Source organism: Pseudomonas sp. NFR09, from assembly GCF_900111535.1.
Lineage (GTDB): Bacteria > Pseudomonadota > Gammaproteobacteria > Pseudomonadales > Pseudomonadaceae > Aquipseudomonas > Aquipseudomonas extremorientalis.
In genome coordinates, this window is the sequence record NZ_FOIH01000008.1 from 1 (window position 1) to 19,015 (window position 19,015).

Below are 19,015 nucleotides of genomic sequence, written 5' to 3' on the forward strand. Positions count from 1 at the left end.
CGCAGATATTCAAACGCCTGGCGACCTCGTGGACGGGCTCATCACGAAACAAAGCCATGCCCAGAACCAGCCAAAGAACTTGGTCACTCGGCAAGCGGCGCCGCCGTATGGTGGCTTGCACCGAAAGGTTCAGCGCACTCGCTACCCACTCGATTGGGATGTTCTGAGTGAAGGTGCTCAGGTCAGAAAAGTTGAAGAGATCGCCGAGGTCGAGCAACTGCTGCTGAATGGGCATAAAAAAATCCGATGCCAGGAGTCTGACATCGGATTCTCTATAAAGCCCGGCCGGGACTCAAATGCTTAAGTGAACAGCATTATGCTTTATCGCAGGGCTTTTTATTGCCCGTAATAAATCCTGTTTTTTCTTAGTTTTTAAGCACTTTCGTCTGGTTCCAGAAGAACATTCGACAGTTTCTGATCCATACTCCTAAAATGTAACGGCATTTATCCAAAAACCGTTCCCGAACGGTATTTCCTTACTTTTTTAGCGAGTTCATCCGCGTGAAAATTCGTCTCTCTATCGTCAGCCTATTTTTTGCGTTTACAGGCACTTTCGCTCACGCCGCCGAAACCACCCAGGCCCCGCGTGATACCTCCAAACTGCAAATCGCCTCCGGCAGCGCCATGCTGGTGGACCTGCAGACCAACAAGGTCATTTATTCCAGCAACCCCGACGTGGTGGTGCCGATCGCCTCGGTGAGCAAGTTGATGACCGGCCTGGTGGTCCTGGAAGCCAAGCAGAACATGGATGAATACATCGATATCAACATCAAGGACACGCCGGAAATGAAAGGCGTGTTTTCCCGGGTGAAAATCGGCAGCGAGATGTCACGTAAAGAAATGCTGCTGATCGCCCTGATGTCCTCGGAGAACCGCGCCGCCGCTAGCCTGGCGCATCACTATCCAGGCGGTTACCCGGCGTTTATTGCCGCGATGAACGCCAAGGCCAAGGCGCTGGGCATGACCAGCACTCACTATGTGGAACCCACCGGCCTGTCGATCCACAACGTGTCCACCGCCCGTGACCTGAGCAAACTGCTCGCCGCCGCGCGTCACTACCCCTTGCTGAGCCAATTGAGCACCACCAAGGAAAAGACCGTGTCGTTCCGCAAGCCCAACTACACCCTGGGCTTCTCCAACACCGACCACCTGATCAACCGCGCCAATTGGGACATCAAGCTGACCAAGACCGGCTTCACCAACCAGGCCGGCCACTGCCTGGTGCTGGTGACCAGCATGGGCAACCGCCCGGTGTCATTGGTGATCCTGGACGCTTTCGGCAAATTCACCCACTTTGCCGATGCCAGCCGTATCCGCAATTGGGTTGAAACCGGCAAGAGCGGGTCGGTGCCGGATGTGGCGTTGCGCTACAAGGCCGACAAGAACCTGAAAAATCGGCCGAATGCTGCAGAAGCGCGTCGATAACCGACCATAAGAAACGGCGCTTGATAGCGCCGTTTTTTATTTGCTTTCCGCCAACACCTTCAGTGCCTGCGCCGCCGCCCGCTCCTGCCCGGCCTGGGCCGTCGCGCCAGCCGCATCCCGCCACCGCTGCGCGTCGACGTTGGCTGGCAGTTGGCTCGGGCGCTGGGTGAGGATTGCCCAGTTCCCGGCACTTTTCCATTTTGACTCGAAGTCGCCGAAGCTCATCAACAGGCGCCGATCCATGCCTGAGCGCAGCAGCACCGTGCTTTTCTGCTGATTGAACCCCACCACTACCACGTAATGCGCGTCGGACCACAACCCGCCACCAATCCGCGCCATCACCGGATAACCCGCCGCCACCTGTGCCAGCACCGCCGTCAGCTTCGCATCCAGCGGATACACCATCAGCCCGTACTCACGCGCCAGTACCTGCATGTTGCGTTCAAGGTCCGCTTCACCGCCCGGCAGATGCAATGGCTTATCCAGCAACCCCGGTGTCATGACAATGCCTTGTTGCGACAGCATGCTGGCTAACGATGTAGGACCGCTCTGATAAGCCTCGCTGCGAAAGGTCGGCACGCCATTGAGTTCGACTCGCTCCGGCAGGCCCGCCAGCCTCGACGGTGCGGAGGAACAGGCCGCGAGGCCCAGGGCACAAGCAATTAACAAGGATGTTTTCAGGTTCGACCGTAACCGCAATTTTCTACTCTCTTGATCGACTGCCGGTAAGGGCCCTGATCATAGCCCAATCGCGATTGTGCAGGGGGCGTGGATATAGCAAAGAAGTTGGTCGCACTCGACCATTGGTCAATAGCAGGCAACCGCCAGGTAGCTAGACTGTCCATTGAGAAGACTGTGTGTGCCCCCTGCGGGGCGAAAGGAGGCCCGAATGAGCCTTGCAACGACGATTTTCCTGTTGATCTGCGGTTGGCTGGCGGTAGCCGGCGCCATGCTGTGGGGGGTGTTGCGCATTACCCGCCGGCACCATCACCCCCACGTCAAACCGACGGCACCCGCCAAGCCTCACAAGGCCGCGGTGCATCACGCCTAGCCTGGCATGCAATTGAAGTCCTGAGTGGCCGCAACTTCCTTGCCGTGCCCGTCCATCAAGGACGCACGCACGGTAGTACCCAGGCTGGATTCGACCAGGGTGTAGTGCTCACCCGCCTTGAAGTGCTTGTACTCGACACGCCCCTGGCAGTCCTGCTGATTGTCGTCGCCGGGTTCTTCCTCGAACAGCGTCACATCCAGGCGATGATCGCCTGGTGGCACTTCAAAAAAGCGTCCGTCATCCACGCGCTTGCCATCTACCCGCTCGGCCATCAGGTCATTCGGCGCTTCTTCTTTCAGACCGATCCACGCTTCGCTCGGGTCAGCCTTGGGGATCGGGCCGGCACATGCCGACAACAACAGCACAGCACCAAGGGCAGGAATCAACAATAAAGGTTTGAGTGACATGGCAGGGCTCCAAAGAAAGACAATGTGTCCGATGGGTTGCAAGCTTGAGGAGCTGCCCTTTGTAGAACAAATGAATACATATGAAACGATCTTCAGCCCTAACCTAAATGTTCCTTCACCTGGCTGAAAGGTGCGTGTTAGGTGGGTCGCGTGAGACTGCCGGGGTTTGCAATCCTGCTCCTTCCGGAGGTTTCACGCATGCTCGGGCTGGTAAAGACCGCACTGCAAAAGCCATACACCTTTATCGTGTTGGCCATCTTCATCTGCATCATCGGGCCAATGGCGGCCCTGCGTACCCCTACTGATGTTTTCCCGGATATCGGCATCCCCGTGGTCGCCGTGGTCTGGCAGTACAACGGCCTGTCGCCGGACGCCATGGCCGGCCGGGTGATCTACACCTACGAACGCTCCCTGAGCACCACCGTCAACGACATCGAACATATCGAATCGCAATCGCTGCCCGGCATGGGCATCGTCAAGATTTTCTTCCAGCCCGGCGTGGATATCCGCACCGCCAATGCCCAAGTGACGGCGGTTTCACAAACCGTGCTCAAGCAAATGCCACCCGGCATCACGCCGCCGCTGATCCTCAACTACAGCGCCTCCACGGTGCCGATCCTGCAAATGGCGTTCTCCAGCCCCAGCCTCTCGGAAGCCAAGATCCGCGACCTGGTGCAGAACAACATTCGCTTGCCGCTCAGTTCCCTGCCCGGCCTGGCCATGCCGACACCGATGGGTGGCAAGCAACGCCAGATCACCCTCGACCTCGACCCGCAGGCGCTGGCTGCCAAAGGCCTGTCGGCGCAGGACGTGGGTAACGCCCTGGCACTGCAGAACCAGATCATCCCGGTGGGCACCGCCAAACTCGGCCCCGACGAATACACGATCCTGCTCAACAACAGCCCCAAGGCCATCGACGAACTCAACGACCTGCCGATCAAGACCGTCGACGGTGCGCTGATCACGATTGGCCAGGTGGCGCACGTGCGTGACGGCTCGCCACCGCAGACCAATATTGTGCGCGTCGACGGCCACCGCGCCGTGCTGATGCCGGCGCTGAAAAACGGCAGCATTTCCACCCTGTCGATCATCGACGGCATCCGCCAGATGTTGCCGCGCATCAACGAAACCCTGCCGCCATCGCTGAAGACCTCGCTGCTCGGCGACGCATCGGTGTTCGTCAAGCAATCGGTGGGCAGCGTGGCCCAGGAAGGCATCATTGCCGCGCTGCTGACCAGTGCGATGATCCTGCTGTTCCTCGGCAGCTGGCGCTCGACGCTGATCATCGCCGCGTCAATTCCCTTGGCCGTGCTCTCGGCCATCGCGTTGCTGGCGGCCAGCGGGCAAACCCTCAACGTGATGACGTTGGGCGGGCTGGCGCTGGCCGTGGGCATCCTGGTGGACGACGCCACGGTGACCATCGAAAACATCAACTGGCATCTGGAGCAAGGCAAGGCGGTGAAGACCGCGATCCTCGACGGTGCCGCGCAAATTGTCGGCCCGGCGTTCGTCTCGCTGCTGTGCATCTGCATCGTGTTCGTGCCGATGTTCCTGCTGCAAGGCATCGCCGGTTACCTGTTCCGGCCGATGGCCCTGGCGGTGATCTTTGCCATGGCCAGTTCGTTCATCCTCTCGCGGACGCTGGTGCCGACCCTGGCGATGTTCCTGCTCAAGCCACACACGCCGGAGCCAGGCGCCGGGCATCACCCGGAAGATGAATTCATCAACCACCACGAGGGTGAACAGCACCCGAAACCGCGCAATCGCGTGCTGCAATCAGTGCTGAATTTCCAGCAGGGCTTCGAGCGTCACTTCTCGAATATCCGCGACACCTACCACGGCTTGCTGACCTTGGCGCTGGGCAATCGCAAGCGTTTTATCGTAGGCTTCCTGGCCTGTGTGCTGGCGTCGTTCCTGCTGCTGCCGAGCCTGGGCCAGGATTTTTTCCCGGCCACCGACGCCGGCGCCCTGGCCCTGCACGTACGCTTGCCACTGGGCACACGTATCGAAGAAAGCGCCGCGGCCTTCGACCGCATCGAAGCGCGGATCCGCGAAGTCATCCCCGCCGAAGAGTTGGACACCATCGTCGACAACATCGGCATTCCGCTCAGCGGCATCGACATGGCCTACAGCAGCAGCGGCACCATCGGTCCGCAGGATGGCGATATACAGGTCACCCTGAAAAAGGACCATGCGCCCACCGCCGATTACGTGAAAAAACTGCGTGAAGCCCTGCCGCAAAGTTTCCCCGGCAGCCACTTTGCGTTCCTGCCGGCGGACATCAGCAGCCAGATTCTCAACTTTGGCGCCCCGGCTCCGCTGGACGTGAAGATCTCCGGGCGCAGTGATGAAGAAAACCGCGCCTATGCAGTGGAGCTTGAGCGACGCCTGCGAAACGTACCGGGCATCGCCGACCTGCGTATCCAGCAATCCACCGGCTACCCGTCGCTGCAGGTGAACGTCGACCGCCTGCGCGCCAATGGCCTGGGTATCACCGAGCGCGACGTGACCAACAGCATGGTGGCGTCCCTCGCCGGCAGTTCCCAGGTGGCGCCGACCTTCTGGCTCAACCCGGCCAACGGTGTGTCCTATTCCATCGTCGCGGCCACCCCGCAATACCGCCTCGACAGCCTGCCCTCGCTGGAAGCCCTGCCGGTGACCGGTGCTAACGGCCAGTCGCAGATCCTCGGCGGTGTAGCCACCATCTCCCGTGTGCAGAGCCCGGCGGTGGTGACCCACTACAACATCGAGCCGACCCTGGACCTGTATGCCAACGTGCAAGGCCGCGACCTCGGCGGCGTGGCCCGTGACGTGCAGAAAGTGCTGGATGACACCGCCGCCATGCGCCCCAAAGGCGCGGTGATCAGCCTGCATGGGCAGATCGATGCACTGCATGAAGCGTTCAGCGGCTTGAGTTTTGGCCTGCTCGGTGCGGTGGTGCTGATCTACCTGCTGATCGTGGTCAACTTCCAATCATGGGTCGACCCGTTCGTGATCATCACCGCCTTGCCGGCGGCGCTGGCGGGGATCGTGTGGATGCTGTTCCTCAGCGGCACGTCCTTGTCGGTGCCGGCATTGACCGGGGCGATCCTGTGCATGGGCGTCGCCACCGCCAACTCGATCCTGGTGGTGAGTTTCTGCCGCGAACGCCTGGCCGAACATGGCGATGCATTGAAGGCGGCGCTGGAAGCCGGCTACACGCGTTTTCGTCCGGTGTGCATGACCGCCCTGGCGATGATCATCGGCATGTTGCCCCTGGCGATGTCCGAAGAACAGAACGCCCCGCTCGGCCGTGCGGTGATCGGTGGCCTGATCCTCGCCACCACCGCCACCCTGTTGTTTGTACCCGTGGTCTTCAGCCTGGTCCACGGTCGTCACCCTAATCGTGCTACAGCTGGAGAAACGTCTCATGTCGTCTGATCACAAACCCTCGCGCAAGCGTCTGATGCTCATGGGTGTCGGCGGCCTGACCCTGGCCGCCCTGTTGGTCGCCAACGGCCTGCACGCCCGTACCTTGCACGAACAGTCGGTCACGGCCTGGACCGAGACCGCCGCCATCCCGCAGGTGATGGTGTTCCAACCGCAGCAGAATGCGGCCGGCGATACCCTGCGCCTGCCCGCGCACCTGGAAGCCTGGAGCAAGGCACCGATCCATGCGCGGGTCAGCGGTTACCTCAAGGACTGGAAAGCCGACATCGGGACGCGGGTCAAAGCCGGGCAAATCCTTGCCGAGATCGACAGCCCCGACCTCGACCAACAACTGGCGCAGACCCACGCACGCCTGGTGCAGGAACAGGCCAACGCGCGCCTGGCCGCCACCACCGCCACGCGCTGGCAGAACTTGCTGGCGAGCCACTCGGTGTCGCGCCAAGAAGCCGATGAGAAAACTTCCAATGCCGCCGCCGCCAAAGCCAACGCCGAGGCCGCCGCTGCCGACTACGCCAGGCTGACCGCACTGGAAAGCTACAAGACTATCCGCGCGCCGTTCGCCGGCACCATCACCGCACGTAACACCGATATCGGCCAGTTGATCAAGGCCGACACCGACAGCGACCCGGAGCTGTTCAACATCGCCGACACCCACCAACTGCGCCTGTATGTACCGGTGCCGCAGAACTACGCCGCGGTCATCCACCCCGGCCTTGAAGCCGAGCTGACGGTACCCGAGCATCCTGGCGAGCACTTCAAGGCGCGCCTGATCGGCGACTCCACTGCCATCGACCGGCGCTCCGGCACCCTGCTCGCGCAGTTCGTGGCCGACAACCCCAACGGCGAGCTGCTGCCCGGCGATTACGCCGAAGCGACCCTGCCGATCCCGGCGGACACCCATGGCGTGAGCATCCCGGCCAGCGCGTTGATCTTCCGCGCCCAGGGCACGCAAGTGGCGGTGCTGGATGCGCAGAATCATGTGCACTTGCAAGACATCCATATCGGCCTCGACCTCGGTGAACGCCTGGTCATTGACCAGGGCCTGAAACCCGCCGACCGCGTGGTCGACAACCCGCCCGACGCCCTGCGCGAAGGCGACCCGGTGCAACTGGCCGACGCCGCTGGAGGTACGCATGCGCCCAAGGCTTAAGCCCCTCGTTGCACTGATGCTGCTGGCGTTACAGGGTTGCTCGATGGCGCCCAGCTACAAGGTGCCGCCGATTGACCTGCCTGCGCACTACCGCGAACAGACCAGCGACGGTCCCTGGCACAGCGCGCAACCGTCCGATCAATTGGCACCCGAATGGTGGAAGCTCTACCACGATTCGCGCCTGAACGACCTGCAACAGCAACTGCTCAAGGCCAACCAGGACCTGGCGGCGGCACTGGCGCACTTCGATGCGTCCCAGGCGTACGCCAGCCAACTGCATGCCGGGCTGTTCCCGCAGATCACCGCCAGCGCACAGCCGTTGCGCCAGCGCCAGTCGGATTCACGGCCGCTACGCGGGACCACGCAGCCGTCGGTGTACAACAGCAATAGCGCAGGGTTTTCGTTGAGTTACGACCTGGACCTGTGGGGCAAAATCCGCAACCAGGTGGCGGCAGGTGACGCCCAGGCGCAAGCGTCGGGTGACGACCTGGCGGTGGCGCGCCTGAGCTTGCAGCATCAACTGGCGAGCCTGTATGTGCAGCTCAATGGGCTGGATGCACAGGCGCGGATTCTCAAGCGTTCGCTGGATGATTTCAGCCAGGCCCTGCAACTGACCCGCAGCCGGTATGAGGGTCAGATCGCCTCGGAGCTGGACCTGACGCGTGCACAGAATCAACTGGCCGAAGCCAAGGCGCAGTTGGATGAAGTCCGCGGGCAACGCAACCTGACCGAGCATGCCATCGGTGAACTGGTGGGCGTGGCGGCCAGCGAGTTCTCCGTGCCGCCGAGCCCGCAATTGATTGCACTGCCGGGCATTCCATCGCAGCTGCCAAGCCATCTCCTGCAACGTCGGCCGGATATTGCAGCGGCGGAACGGCGGGTGTTTGCCGCCAACGCCAACATCGGCGTAGCGAAGGCAGCGTGGTATCCGGATTTCAGCCTGACCGGGTTGATTGGCGGGCAGACGCAAGGCGTCGGCAACCTGCTGTCCGCCGGTAATCGCTACTGGGCGCTGGGGCCGCTGGTGAACCTGCCGATCTTTGACGGCGGCCGCCTGAGCGCCAACGAGCGCCAGGCCAAAGCCGAATTCGAAGAGGCATCGGCACACTACCGCAGCCAGGTGCTGAAGGCCGTGCGCGAAGTGGAAGATAATCTGGGGCAATTGCGAGATCTGCAGCAGGAAGCCTTGGATGAGCAGGCAGCAGCGGACGCGGCGCAGCACACCCAGGCGCTGGCGATGAACAGCTACGAGGCGGGGGCCGTGAGTTATCTGGATGTGGTGACGGCGCAGACGGCAGCGTTACAGGCGCAGCGCACCTTGCAGGCGGTGCAGACGCGGCAGTTGCAGGCGAGTGTGGGGTTGGTGACGGCACTTGGCGGTGGCTGGCAGCCGGGCGCCTGATACGGTGGGTCAGTCACATAACTGTCAACTGAACTACCGCAATCGGGGGCAAGCCCCCTCCCACACTTGTCCTGTGCCAGACACACAATGTATGAACCCCGCAGAACCAATGCGGGAGGGGGCTTGCCCCCTTCCACCCTGCTCCTGTGCCAGACACACAATGTATGAACCCCGCAGAACCAATGTGGGAGGGGGCTTGCCCCCGATGGCGTTCTTCCAGACACATCCTGCCAAAGGCCGGCCAATCAGCCTTTTACACACCGATCTAGCCTCTCTGAACACACCTTGAGAGGGCCAGGGAATGGCAGATTTACCCGCTTCACATCGGCTGCGCATCGGACGCTTCAGCGAACCCAACCGCATCTACCTCATCACCACCAACACCCACGAACGCCTACCGATATTCAGCGACTTCCACCTCGGTCGACTGGTGGTCTGGCAGTTTCGCCTGGCTCAGTACCGAGGGCTCGCAAACTCGCTGGCGTGGGTGATCATGCCTGACCACTTTCATTGGCTTATTGAGTTGAAAAAAGGCTCGTTGGCGGACCTGATGCGGCAGGTGAAATCCAAGAGCACGCGGTCCGTCAACGGCCTAAGCGGACGCAAGGGAAGACTCTGGCAGGAAAGCTTCCACGACCGGGCACTGCGCAAGGAAGATGACTTGGTGAAAATGGCCAGGTATGTGGTGGCTAACCCATTGAGGGCAGGGTTGGTAGAGAAGATTGGCGACTACCCGCTGTGGGATGCAATCTGGATATAAAGCCGAACACACACTCATTGTGGGAGGGGGCTTGCCCCCTCCCACATTTTTTACTGCATTTCAGGCGGCCAGCTTGCCGCTGGCGATAGCGGCTGACGCTGCAACCATCGCGCGCAACAACACCGCACATCCCGCCGCCAGGTCATCCGGTGCAGCATTCTCGATTTCGTTATGGCTGATGCCACCTTCACACGGCACGAAAATCATCCCCGCCGGGCCCAGTTCGGCGACGAAAATTGCGTCGTGCCCTGCCCCGCTGACGATATCCATGTTCGACAAGCCCAGGCCATTGGCGGCATTGCGCACCGCGTCTACGCAGCCCTGATCGAAATACAGCGGCGGGAAGTCAGCGGTGGGCTCCATCTCGAAACTGAGCCCATGCTTGGTGCAGGTGTCCTCAATGACCTTGCGCACCTCACTGATCATCGAGTCCAGGCGCGCCGGCTCCAGGTGACGAAAATCCAGGGTCATGCGCACTTCACCGGGAATGACGTTGCGCGATCCCGGATAAGCCTGCAGGCAACCTACCGTCCCACATGCATGAGGTTGGTGCCCCAATGCGGCTGCATTCACCGCCGCCACCACCGCTGCCGCGCCCACCAGGGCATCCTTGCGCAGGTGCATCGGCGTCGGCCCCGCATGCGCCTCGACGCCGCGCAGTTTCAGGTCGAACCACTTCTGCCCCAAGGCGCCGAGCACCACGCCAATCGTCTTCTTCTCATCCTCAAGGATCGGCCCTTGTTCGATATGCGCCTCGAAATACGCTCCCACCTTGTGCCCGCTGACCGGCCGCGAGCCCGCATAGCCAATCGCATTCAGCGCATCACCCACACTGACGCCATCCACGTCGACCTTGGCCAAGGTATCGGCCAGGGTGAATTTCTCGGCAAACACCCCCGAGCCCATCATGCAGGGCGGGAAGCGCGAACCTTCTTCGTTGGTCCACACCACCACTTCCAACGGTGCCTCGGTCTCCAGCTTGAGGTCATTGAGCGTACGCAGCACTTCCACCCCCGCCAGCACGCCAAAGCAACCGTCGAACTTGCCGCCGGTGGGCTGGGTGTCGATATGGCTGCCGGTCATCACCGGCGGCAGGTCAGGGTTGCGTCCGGGGCGGCGGGCGAAGATATTGCCGATGCCGTCGACGGTCACGGTGCAGCCGGCGTCTTCGCACCACTGCACGAACAGATCGCGGGCCTTGCGGTCGAGGTCGGTGAGGGCCAGGCGACACACACCCCCCTTGGGCGTGGCGCCGAGCCTGGCCAGGTCCATCAGCGATTGCCACAGGCGGTCGCGGTTGATGTGCTGATGGGTGGATTGCAGAGCGTCCAGGGCAGCGTTCATGGGGATCTCCTCAGGCTACATTTCTTCTTATGGATTGACGGTGACCAGCGTGGCCCCGCGCTTGGCATTCAGGCCGTAATACAACAACCCACCCAGCGCCGAACCGGTAAACCAGCCATAGCTGTAGAACCAGCTGAACGCATCGCTGCCCAACGACAGCAAGGTCAGCACCACCGGCACGCCGAAGGCGATGAAACCGCTCCAGTTCCATGCCGGGTACACGTCATCGCGATACAGGCCGGCCAGGTCCAGTTGCTGTTTGCGGGTGATGAAATAGTCCACCACCATGATCCCGGCGATCGGCCCCAGCAGGCTGGAATAGCCGAGCAACCAGTTGGAGTAGACGGTCTCCAGGCTCACCTCGGAAACGATCAGGCCGAGTTTCTTCAGCAGCTCATGGGCCATCAACGCCAGCCCGACCAGGCCGGTGAGGATCACCGCCGTGGTGCGGTTGATCAGCTTGGGCGCGATGTTCTGGAAGTCATTGGTGGGCGAGACAATGTTCGCGGCGGTGTTGGTGGACAAGGTGGCGACGATGATCAGCGCCATGGCCACGGCCACCCACACCGGGCTCTGGATATGCCCGATCAGTGTCACCGGATCGGACACGCTCACGCCCACCAGTTTCACCGAAGCGGCGGTCATGATCACGCCGAGGGCGGCGAACAGGAACATGGTCAGCGGCAGGCCGAAAATCTGCCCGAGAATCTGGTCCTTCTGGCTTTTGGCGTAGCGGCTGAAATCGGGAATGTTCAGTGACAAGGTGGCCCAGAACCCTACCATCGCGGTGAGCCCGGCCATGAAGTAACCGGTCAGGCTCGCACCCTCGGGACGCTTGGGCGGGATCGCCATCAATTCGCTGATCGACACGTTGGGCATCGCCCACACCAGCAGGCCGATGCCCACCGCCACCAGCAACGGCGCCGACAAGGTTTCCAGGCGCTTGATCGATTCGGCGCCACGCAGCACCACCCATAGGTTCAGGCACCAGAAAATCATGAAACCGATCACCTCGCCGGTGCCGCCAAGGGACTTCCACCCCTCGAAGATCGAGCCCAGGAACAGGTGGATCGCCAACCCGCCAAACATGGTCTGGATACCAAACCAGCCACAGGCCACCAACGCCCTGATCAGGCACGGCACATTGGAGCCGAGGATGCCGAATGACGACCGCAACAACACCGGAAACGGTATGCCGTACTTGGTGCCCGGAAAGGCGTTCAGCGTCAGCGGAATCAGCACCACGATGTTCGCGAGCAGGATCGCCATCAGCGCCTCGCCCACCGACAGCCCGAAGTACGCAGTGAGCACGCCACCCAGCGTATACGTGGGCACGCAGATCGACATACCGACCCACAGCGCGGTGATGTGCCACTTGTTCCAGGTGCGTTCGTGCACCTTGGTCGGTGCCATGTCGTGGTTGTAGCGAGGGCTGTCGAGGACGTCGGGGCCGGCGTCGAGTTCGTACAGGCCGTTGCGTTCAATGACTTGCGATCTGTTCTGTTGCATGGCCGCTCCACGGTTTTTTCGAATTATTGTTGCGCGCCTGCAGTTGGGTGCAGGCGGCCGGAGTACCTCGTAAACAACATGACATCACGGGCCCGGCCAGCCGCCTCTGCACTCAATAACCGTGCCGACAACCGTTACCGCACCCGCACCGCTAATATAACGTACTGATGTTTATCAGCTTTCCGATTGCGCCTTCGGTACTTGCCGCCTTACTCAGGCTAAATAGTGCGCAAGTTGCCCGAACCATCAGGACTCAATCTGGTGCAACACAATTATTTTTATTTCCCCTGCCCGTCAAGAGGCATGTCTCAAGCGTCTGATTTGCAATAGGAAATGTTGCTCAACTTAAGAACCTGTCAAGTGCGTCAAAATGGTGAGAGGTCGCTACATTTTGGTGATTATTGATTTTTATCATTAAAAATCAACAGTTTGAAAACGATATATGCTTATAAAAAATCTTCTTGCCCAATCGAAAAACTCGGGCTAGTTTCTATTCCTGTCACCGATGACAGGAATTAACCGACCATCGGCAAGCAGCAATACAACACTTAGAACTGGCACAAGCCGGTCAAGCCTGTGAGGAACTCGACATGTCGCTGTTGATCCGTGGCGCCACCGTTATTACCCATGATGAAAGTTACCGCGCCGATGTATTGTGCGCAGGCGGTCTGATCCGGGCTATTGGTACGAACCTGGATATTCCCGCCAGCACTGAAATACTCGATGGCAGCGGCCAATACCTGATGCCCGGCGGCATCGACCCCCACACCCATATGCAATTGCCCTTCATGGGCACCGTGGCCAGTGAAGACTTTTTCAGCGGTACGGCGGCGGGCCTGGCGGGAGGCACCACGTCGATCATCGACTTCGTCATTCCCAACCCGCAGCAATCCTTGCTGGAAGCCTTTCACCAATGGCGCGGCTGGGCGGAAAAGTCCGCCTCCGATTACGGCTTCCATGTGGCGATCACCTGGTGGAGCGAGCAGGTGCGCGAGGAAATGGCCGAGCTGGTCAGCCACCACGGCATCAACAGCTTCAAGCACTTCATGGCCTACAAGAACGCGATCATGGCGGCGGACGACACCCTGGTCGCCAGCTTCGAGCGCTGCCTGGAACTGGGCGCAGTGCCCACCGTGCATGCGGAAAACGGCGAGCTGGTGTATCACCTGCAACGCAAGCTGATGGCCCAGGGCATCACCGGGCCGGAAGCGCACCCGCTGTCACGTCCGTCGCAGGTGGAAGGCGAAGCGGCCAGCCGGGCGATCCGCATCGCCGAGACCCTCGGCACGCCGTTGTACCTGGTGCATGTGTCCACCAAAGAAGCGCTGGACGAAATCACCTACGCCCGTGCCAAAGGCCAGCCGGTCTACGGTGAAGTCCTCGCCGGGCACCTGTTGCTCGACGACAGCGTCTACCAACACCCCGACTGGCAGACCGCTGCCGGCTACGTGATGAGCCCGCCGTTCCGACCCCGCGGGCACCAGGACGCGCTTTGGCACGGCCTGCAATCGGGCAACCTGCACACCACCGCCACCGACCACTGCTGCTTCTGCGCCGAGCAAAAAGCCGCCGGGCGCGACGACTTCAGCAAGATCCCCAATGGCACCGCCGGTATCGAAGACCGCATGGCGCTGTTGTGGGATGAAGGCGTGAACACCGGGCGCCTGTCGATGCAGGAGTTCGTGGCGCTGACCTCCACCAACACTGCGAAGATCTTCAACCTCTACCCGCGCAAAGGTGCAATTCGCGTGGGTGCGGATGCCGACCTGGTGCTGTGGGACCCACAGGGCACGCGGACCATTTCCGCCAAGACCCATCACCAGCAGGTCGACTTCAACATCTTCGAAGGCAAGACCGTGCGCGGCGTGCCCAGCCACACCATCAGCCAGGGCAAGCTGGTCTGGGCCGATGGCGATCTGCGCGCCGAGCGCGGGGCCGGGCGTTATGTGGAGCGGCCGGCGTATCCGCCGGTGTTCGAGCAGTTGAGCAAGCGGGCTGAGCATTCCAGGCCAGTGGCTGTGAAGCGCTGAGACCGCTATCGGGGGCAAGCCCCCTCCCACATTGACCCCATTCCAACAGGATCAACGCGGTCAAGTGCGGGAGGGGGCTTGCTCCCGATGAGGCCAGTGCAAGCAACAAAAAAACCAATGCCCATCAGAGGCAGCACCTCAATAACCGTGAGGCCAACACCGTGATCCAGACCCTGACCCATCTCCCCCATCCCGTTGAGGATGGACCGACACTCGCCAGCCATTTCACCGACCTGGCACCGCCCCTCAACGCCCGCCAGGCCCAACTGGAAGCCTCGCGCTGCCTGTATTGCTACGACGCGCCCTGCGTGAACGCGTGCCCCAGCGAAATCGATATCCCGTCGTTCATCCGCAACATCCACACCGAAAACGTGCAAGGCGCGGCGCAGAAGATTCTCTCGGCCAATATCCTCGGCGGCAGTTGCGCGCGGGTGTGCCCCACCGAAATCCTGTGCCAGCAAGCCTGCGTGCGTAACAACGCCGAAGAATGCGCTCCGGTGCTGATCGGCCTGTTGCAACGCTACGCCATCGACAACGCGCACTTCAGCGAACACCCCTTCCACCGCGCCGCGCCTACCGGCAAACGGATTGCCGTGGTCGGTGCCGGGCCTGCCGGTCTGTCTTGCGCCCATCGCAGTGCCATGCACGGTCACGACGTGGTGATTTTCGAAGCCCGGGAAAAAGCCGGCGGCCTGAATGAATATGGGATCGCCAAGTACAAACTGGTGGATGACTTTGCGCAGAAGGAGCTGGATTTCCTCTTGCAGATCGGCGGTATCGAGATCCGCCACGGCCAGCGCCTGGGGGACAACCTGACCTTGAGCGACCTGCACCAGCACTTCGATGCGGTGTTCCTCGGCCTCGGCCTTGCCGCCAGCAAAAAGCTCGGCTTGCCGAATGAAGACGCGCCCGGCCTGCTCGCCGCCACCGACTACATCCGCGAGCTGCGCCAGGCCGACGACCTCACCCAACTGCCCCTGGCCGATCGCTGCATCGTGCTCGGCGCCGGCAACACCGCCATCGACATGGCCGTGCAAATGGCCCGCCTCGGCGCCCGCGATGTGAACCTGGTATACCGCCGCGGCCTGACGGACATGGGCGCCACCCACCACGAACAGGATATCGCCAAGGCCAACCAGGTGCGCCTGCTGACCTGGGCCCAGCCCGAAGCCGTGCTGCTGGATGACCTGGGTCATGTACGCGGCATGCGCTTCCTGCGCACGCGCATGGAAAACGGCCGTCTGCACCCCACCGGTGAAACCTTCGAACTGGCCGCCGACGCGATCTTCAAGGCCATCGGCCAGGGTTTCGATAACGAGGCCCTGCACGACCCGTTGGCCGAGCAACTGCACCGGGTCGGCGAGCGTATTTTCGTCGACGAACAGCTGCGCACCAGCATTCCCGGGGTGTACGCCGGCGGCGATTGCGTCAGCCTCGGCCAGGACCTCACCGTGCAGGCGGTGCAACACGGCAAGCTGGCCGCCGAAGCCATGCACGCCCAACTCATGCTGACTGTGGAGGCTGCGTAATGGCCGATCTCTCGATAGTGTTCGCCGGTATCAAGGCCCCCAACCCATTCTGGCTGGCCTCCGCGCCGCCCACCGACAAAGCCTACAACGTGGTCCGCGCCTTCGAAGCCGGATGGGGCGGCGTGGTATGGAAAACCCTGGGCGAAGACCCGGCGGCGGTCAACGTGTCGTCACGCTACTCGGCGCACTACGGCGCCAACCGGGAAGTGCTGGGCATCAACAATATCGAGCTGATCACCGACCGCTCGCTGGAGATCAACCTGCGGGAAATCACCCAGGTGAAAAAGGACTGGCCCGACCGTGCACTCATCGTGTCGCTGATGGTGCCGTGCGTCGAGGAGTCCTGGAAAAACATCCTGCCGCTGGTTGAAGCCACCGGCTGCGACGGTATCGAGCTGAACTTCGGCTGCCCCCACGGCATGCCCGAACGCGGCATGGGCGCGGCGGTGGGCCAGGTGCCGGAGTACGTGGAACAAGTGACGCGCTGGTGCAAGACGTACTGCTCGCTGCCAGTGATCGTCAAGCTCACCCCGAACATCACCGATATCCGCGTAGCAGCGCGGGCGGCGTACCGCGGCGGTGCGGATGCGGTGTCACTGATCAACACCATCAACTCCATCACCAGCGTGGACCTGGAACGCATGGTCGCCCTGCCGGTAGTCGGCACCCAGAGCACCCACGGCGGTTACTGCGGTTCAGCGGTGAAGCCGATTGCGCTGAACATGGTCGCCGAAATCGCCCGCGACCCGCAGACCCAAGGCCTGCCGATCTGCGGCATTGGCGGCATCGGCAACTGGCGCGATGCGGCGGAGTTCGTCGCCCTGGGCTGCGGCGCGGTGCAGGTGTGCACGGCGGCAATGCTGCATGGGTTTCGTATTGTGGAGGAAATGAAGGACGGGCTGTCGCGCTGGATGGACAGCCAGGGTTACACCAGCCTGCAGGCGTTCTCCGGGCGAGCGGTGGGCAACACCACGGATTGGAAGTACCTAGATATCAACTACCAGGTGATCGCCAGGATCGATCAGGCCGCCTGCATTGGCTGCGGGCGTTGCCATATCGCCTGCGAAGACACCTCGCACCAGGCCATTGCCAGCCTGAAACAGGCGGATGGCACGCATAAATATGAGGTGATCGACGATGAGTGCGTGGGCTGCAACCTATGCCAGATCACCTGTCCGGTGGCCGATTGCATCGAGATGGTACCGATAGACACCGGCAAGCCGTTTTTGAATTGGACGCAGGATCCGAGGAATCCCTACCGGGAGGCTGTGTAGGCCTTTAGACCGCCATCGGGGGCAAGCCCCCTCCCACATTTTTGAATATGTTCATAAATCAACGTGTGGGAGGGGGCTTGCCCCCGATGAGGCCCTCAGCCCCAACAAAGATCAAGGCTCCAACCCAATCCCCCGCAAAATCACACTGGTCACCGTCTGAATCGCCTTCTCGAACTGCATATCCGACAACGGCTGGTGATCATTCAAGATTTTTACCTGGTGATCAAAGTCCGCATAGTGCTGGGTCGAGGCCCAGATCATGTACAGCAGGCTCGATGGTTCCACCGGCAGGATGCGTTTGTCCTCCACCCATTGGCGAATTTTCGCTTCCTTCATCTTGGCCCAGTCGTACAGGCTTTCATCCAGCGCCTCACCTAGGGTCGGCGCGCCGTGGATGATTTCGTTGGCCCAGACTTTCGAACCATACGGCCGCGTGCGCGAGCGCTGCATCTTGGCGCGGATGTAGCTGCTGAGCACCACCCGGGGGTCATCGAAGGTCTCGAAGCTCAGGGCGTCCTGCTTCCACACTTCCAGCAGGTCGAACAGCACGGCGCTGTACAGCTCGCTCTTGGTGGTGAAGTAGTAATGCAGGTTGGAGCGCGGCAGTTGCACTTCTTCAGCGATGTCGGCCATGGCGGTGCTGCCGTAGCCTTTTTCGGCGAAGATTTTCTCCGCGGCCAGCAGGATTTTTTCGACGTTGACCCGACGAATTCCGATCTTGTGATTGCCCATAAGGGCTCCCTGACAACAACTTGGCTTAAAGACTACCATCGGCTCTAGATCGGGGCGACAGGCCATAGTGAAACTTCTGACGCGAACCTTTCCCCCGGAAATCGGATTGGTTAGGATCGCGGTCCCCATGAAGGATCATTGCAATGACTATTCGACCTCGTGTGGCCACCGACGACCCCGTGCTGGGAGCACTGTGGGAACGCTCGGTGCGCGCCACCCATGACTTCCTCCCCGAGGATGACATTCAACGTTTGCTGCCCCTGGTACGCGACACCTACCTGCCGATGCCTGCCCTGGAAGTGTGGGTGTATGAAGATCAACAAGGCATCGCCGGTTTTATCGGTACCGGCGGGAACAATGTGGAGATGCTGTTTATCGACCCCGAGCGTCGTGGCCAGGGCATCGGCCGCCAGTTGCTGGACCACGCCCGTGCCCGTCACGACACGCTCACCGTCGATGTAAACGAACAAAACCCACAAGCCGTGGGGTTCTACCTGCACTATGGTTTTATCCAGGTTGCGCGCTCGCCGCTGGATGGCGAAGGCAAGCCCTTTCCCTTGCTGCACATGGCTCTACCGACTCCCTGACCCCGAAGGTATTGAACAATGTTGATCAAGAAAAGCCTCACCACCCTCGCCCTGCTCGCTTCCTTGCTCGGCGCCTCGGCAGCGTTTGCCCATGCCCACCTCAAGGGTGCGGAGCCAGCGGCCGACAGCAGCGTCGCTGCGCCCAAGGACCTGCGCCTGACCTTCAGCGAAGGCGTCGAAGCCACCTTCACCAAGGTGTCCCTGAGCAAGGACGGCACCGAAGTCGCGATCAAGGGCCTGGAAACGCCGGACGCCGACAAGAAAGTGCTGGTGGTCACCCCGGCCGCCCCGTTGGCCGCCGGTACCTACAAAGTGGTGTGGAACGCGGTCTCGGTCGACACCCACAAGAGCAACGGCGAATACAGCTTCAAGGTCGGCCAGTAACC

Annotated in this window: 17 protein-coding genes; 11 read left to right on the forward strand and 6 right to left on the reverse strand. The window is 61.4% G+C overall.

All coding sequences use genetic code 11. The features are described from left to right. Positions 1 to 229 (reverse strand): transposase domain-containing protein (locus BMX59_RS18080; protein ID WP_175486691.1); only part of this gene is annotated, 229 nt, incomplete at its 3' end. Positions 230 to 501: 272 nt separating this feature from the next. Between BMX59_RS18080 and pbpG the strand changes: the two genes are divergently transcribed. Then, positions 502 to 1,425, forward strand: a complete 924-nt coding sequence (pbpG, locus tag BMX59_RS18085) for a D-alanyl-D-alanine endopeptidase (protein WP_093124205.1) — start codon at positions 502 to 504, stop codon at positions 1,423 to 1,425. 36 nt (positions 1,426 to 1,461) lie between these two features. On the opposite strand, the gene BMX59_RS18090 is transcribed toward pbpG, so the two are convergent. Continuing rightward, positions 1,462 to 2,124: a C39 family peptidase gene (locus BMX59_RS18090; protein WP_093124208.1), complete on the reverse strand. Its 663-nt coding sequence runs from the start codon at positions 2,122 to 2,124 to the stop codon at positions 1,462 to 1,464. Between the two features lie 190 nt (positions 2,125 to 2,314). Here BMX59_RS18090 and BMX59_RS30500 point away from each other — a divergent pair, with 190 nt between their 5' ends. Further along, positions 2,315 to 2,476: a hypothetical protein gene (locus tag BMX59_RS30500; protein ID WP_165447913.1), complete on the forward strand. Its 162-nt coding sequence runs from the start codon at positions 2,315 to 2,317 to the stop codon at positions 2,474 to 2,476. Here the strand turns inward: BMX59_RS30500 and BMX59_RS18095 are convergent. Then, complete coding sequence (locus BMX59_RS18095; protein WP_058426814.1) at positions 2,473 to 2,883, reverse strand: PA0061/PA0062 family lipoprotein; 411 nt, start codon at positions 2,881 to 2,883, stop codon at positions 2,473 to 2,475. The two genes, BMX59_RS30500 and BMX59_RS18095, sit on opposite strands and share 4 nt — an antisense overlap. Before the next feature lie 198 nt (positions 2,884 to 3,081). Between BMX59_RS18095 and BMX59_RS18100 the strand changes: the two genes are divergently transcribed. The 4 genes from BMX59_RS18100 to BMX59_RS18115 all read left to right on the forward strand — a co-directional run bounded on the left by BMX59_RS18100 (position 3,082) and on the right by BMX59_RS18115 (position 9,624). Beyond that, positions 3,082 to 6,303, forward strand: a complete 3,222-nt coding sequence (locus BMX59_RS18100) for an efflux RND transporter permease subunit (RefSeq protein WP_092244758.1) — start codon at positions 3,082 to 3,084, stop codon at positions 6,301 to 6,303. Further along, positions 6,293 to 7,462 carry an efflux RND transporter periplasmic adaptor subunit gene (locus tag BMX59_RS18105; protein ID WP_093124212.1) on the forward strand — a complete coding sequence of 390 codons (1,170 nt, stop codon included), beginning with the start codon at positions 6,293 to 6,295 and terminating at the stop codon, positions 7,460 to 7,462. Before BMX59_RS18100 ends, BMX59_RS18105 begins: the two co-directional genes overlap by 11 nt. After that, entirely contained in the window at positions 7,446 to 8,864 is a 1,419-nt protein-coding gene (locus BMX59_RS18110) for an efflux transporter outer membrane subunit (protein ID WP_093124216.1), read from the forward strand. The genes BMX59_RS18105 and BMX59_RS18110 overlap by 17 nt, the downstream gene beginning before the upstream one ends. Positions 8,865 to 9,165: 301 nt before the next feature. Then, on the forward strand, positions 9,166 to 9,624 hold the full coding sequence (locus BMX59_RS18115; RefSeq protein WP_093124221.1) for an REP-associated tyrosine transposase: 459 nt from the start codon (positions 9,166 to 9,168) through the stop codon (positions 9,622 to 9,624). Positions 9,625 to 9,684: 60 nt separating this feature from the next. Here BMX59_RS18115 and BMX59_RS18120 read toward each other — a convergent pair whose 3' ends face one another. Beyond that, positions 9,685 to 10,968: a Zn-dependent hydrolase gene (locus BMX59_RS18120; protein WP_093124226.1), complete on the reverse strand. Its 1,284-nt coding sequence runs from the start codon at positions 10,966 to 10,968 to the stop codon at positions 9,685 to 9,687. A 27-nt stretch (positions 10,969 to 10,995) separates the two neighbouring features. Next, entirely contained in the window at positions 10,996 to 12,477 is a 1,482-nt protein-coding gene (locus tag BMX59_RS18125) for an NCS1 family nucleobase:cation symporter-1 (RefSeq protein ID WP_093124230.1), read from the reverse strand. A gap of 590 nt (positions 12,478 to 13,067) precedes the next feature. Here BMX59_RS18125 and hydA point away from each other — a divergent pair. The 3 genes from hydA (at position 13,068) to preA (ending at position 17,310) form a co-directional block, all read left to right on the forward strand. Beyond that, complete coding sequence (hydA, locus tag BMX59_RS18130) at positions 13,068 to 14,507, forward strand: dihydropyrimidinase (protein WP_093124235.1); 1,440 nt, start codon at positions 13,068 to 13,070, stop codon at positions 14,505 to 14,507. Positions 14,508 to 14,668: 161 nt separating this feature from the next. After that, on the forward strand, positions 14,669 to 16,036 hold the full coding sequence (locus BMX59_RS18135) for an NAD(P)-dependent oxidoreductase (protein ID WP_093124239.1): 1,368 nt from the start codon (positions 14,669 to 14,671) through the stop codon (positions 16,034 to 16,036). Further along, on the forward strand, positions 16,036 to 17,310 hold the full coding sequence (preA, locus tag BMX59_RS18140) for an NAD-dependent dihydropyrimidine dehydrogenase subunit PreA (protein WP_093124242.1): 1,275 nt from the start codon (positions 16,036 to 16,038) through the stop codon (positions 17,308 to 17,310). The genes BMX59_RS18135 and preA overlap by 1 nt, the downstream gene beginning before the upstream one ends. Before the next feature lie 111 nt (positions 17,311 to 17,421). Here the strand turns inward: preA and BMX59_RS18145 are convergent, their stop codons facing one another. Beyond that, positions 17,422 to 18,042 (reverse strand): TetR/AcrR family transcriptional regulator, encoded by a 621-nt coding sequence (locus tag BMX59_RS18145; RefSeq protein ID WP_025854871.1) that lies wholly within the window; start codon positions 18,040 to 18,042, stop codon positions 17,422 to 17,424. 143 nt (positions 18,043 to 18,185) lie between these two features. On the opposite strand from BMX59_RS18145, the gene BMX59_RS18150 reads away from it, so the two are divergent. Continuing rightward, positions 18,186 to 18,629 (forward strand): GNAT family N-acetyltransferase, encoded by a 444-nt coding sequence (locus BMX59_RS18150; RefSeq protein ID WP_071492059.1) that lies wholly within the window; start codon positions 18,186 to 18,188, stop codon positions 18,627 to 18,629. Positions 18,630 to 18,647: 18 nt separating this feature from the next. Then, entirely contained in the window at positions 18,648 to 19,013 is a 366-nt protein-coding gene (gene copC, locus BMX59_RS18155; RefSeq protein ID WP_093124246.1) for a copper homeostasis periplasmic binding protein CopC, read from the forward strand. Positions 19,014 to 19,015 lie beyond the last annotated feature (2 nt).

What these genes read in the sequence shown, in the direction of transcription:
- BMX59_RS30500 (WP_165447913.1), top strand. Translation starts at nt 2,315, where the DNA reads ATGAGCCTTGCAACGACGATTTTCCTGTTGATCTGCGGTTGGCTGGCG.
- BMX59_RS18095 (WP_058426814.1), bottom strand. Translation starts at nt 2,883, where the DNA reads ATGTCACTCAAACCTTTATTGTTGATTCCTGCCCTTGGTGCTGTGCTG.
- BMX59_RS18100 (WP_092244758.1), top strand. Translation starts at nt 3,082, where the DNA reads ATGCTCGGGCTGGTAAAGACCGCACTGCAAAAGCCATACACCTTTATC.
- BMX59_RS18105 (WP_093124212.1), top strand. Translation starts at nt 6,293, where the DNA reads ATGTCGTCTGATCACAAACCCTCGCGCAAGCGTCTGATGCTCATGGGT.
- BMX59_RS18110 (WP_093124216.1), top strand. Translation starts at nt 7,446, where the DNA reads ATGCGCCCAAGGCTTAAGCCCCTCGTTGCACTGATGCTGCTGGCGTTA.
- BMX59_RS18115 (WP_093124221.1), top strand. Translation starts at nt 9,166, where the DNA reads ATGGCAGATTTACCCGCTTCACATCGGCTGCGCATCGGACGCTTCAGC.
- BMX59_RS18120 (WP_093124226.1), bottom strand. Translation starts at nt 10,968, where the DNA reads ATGAACGCTGCCCTGGACGCTCTGCAATCCACCCATCAGCACATCAAC.
- BMX59_RS18125 (WP_093124230.1), bottom strand. Translation starts at nt 12,477, where the DNA reads ATGCAACAGAACAGATCGCAAGTCATTGAACGCAACGGCCTGTACGAA.
- hydA (WP_093124235.1), top strand. Translation starts at nt 13,068, where the DNA reads ATGTCGCTGTTGATCCGTGGCGCCACCGTTATTACCCATGATGAAAGT.
- preA (WP_093124242.1), top strand. Translation starts at nt 16,036, where the DNA reads ATGGCCGATCTCTCGATAGTGTTCGCCGGTATCAAGGCCCCCAACCCA.
- BMX59_RS18145 (WP_025854871.1), bottom strand. Translation starts at nt 18,042, where the DNA reads ATGGGCAATCACAAGATCGGAATTCGTCGGGTCAACGTCGAAAAAATC.
- BMX59_RS18150 (WP_071492059.1), top strand. Translation starts at nt 18,186, where the DNA reads ATGACTATTCGACCTCGTGTGGCCACCGACGACCCCGTGCTGGGAGCA.
- copC (WP_093124246.1), top strand. Translation starts at nt 18,648, where the DNA reads ATGTTGATCAAGAAAAGCCTCACCACCCTCGCCCTGCTCGCTTCCTTG.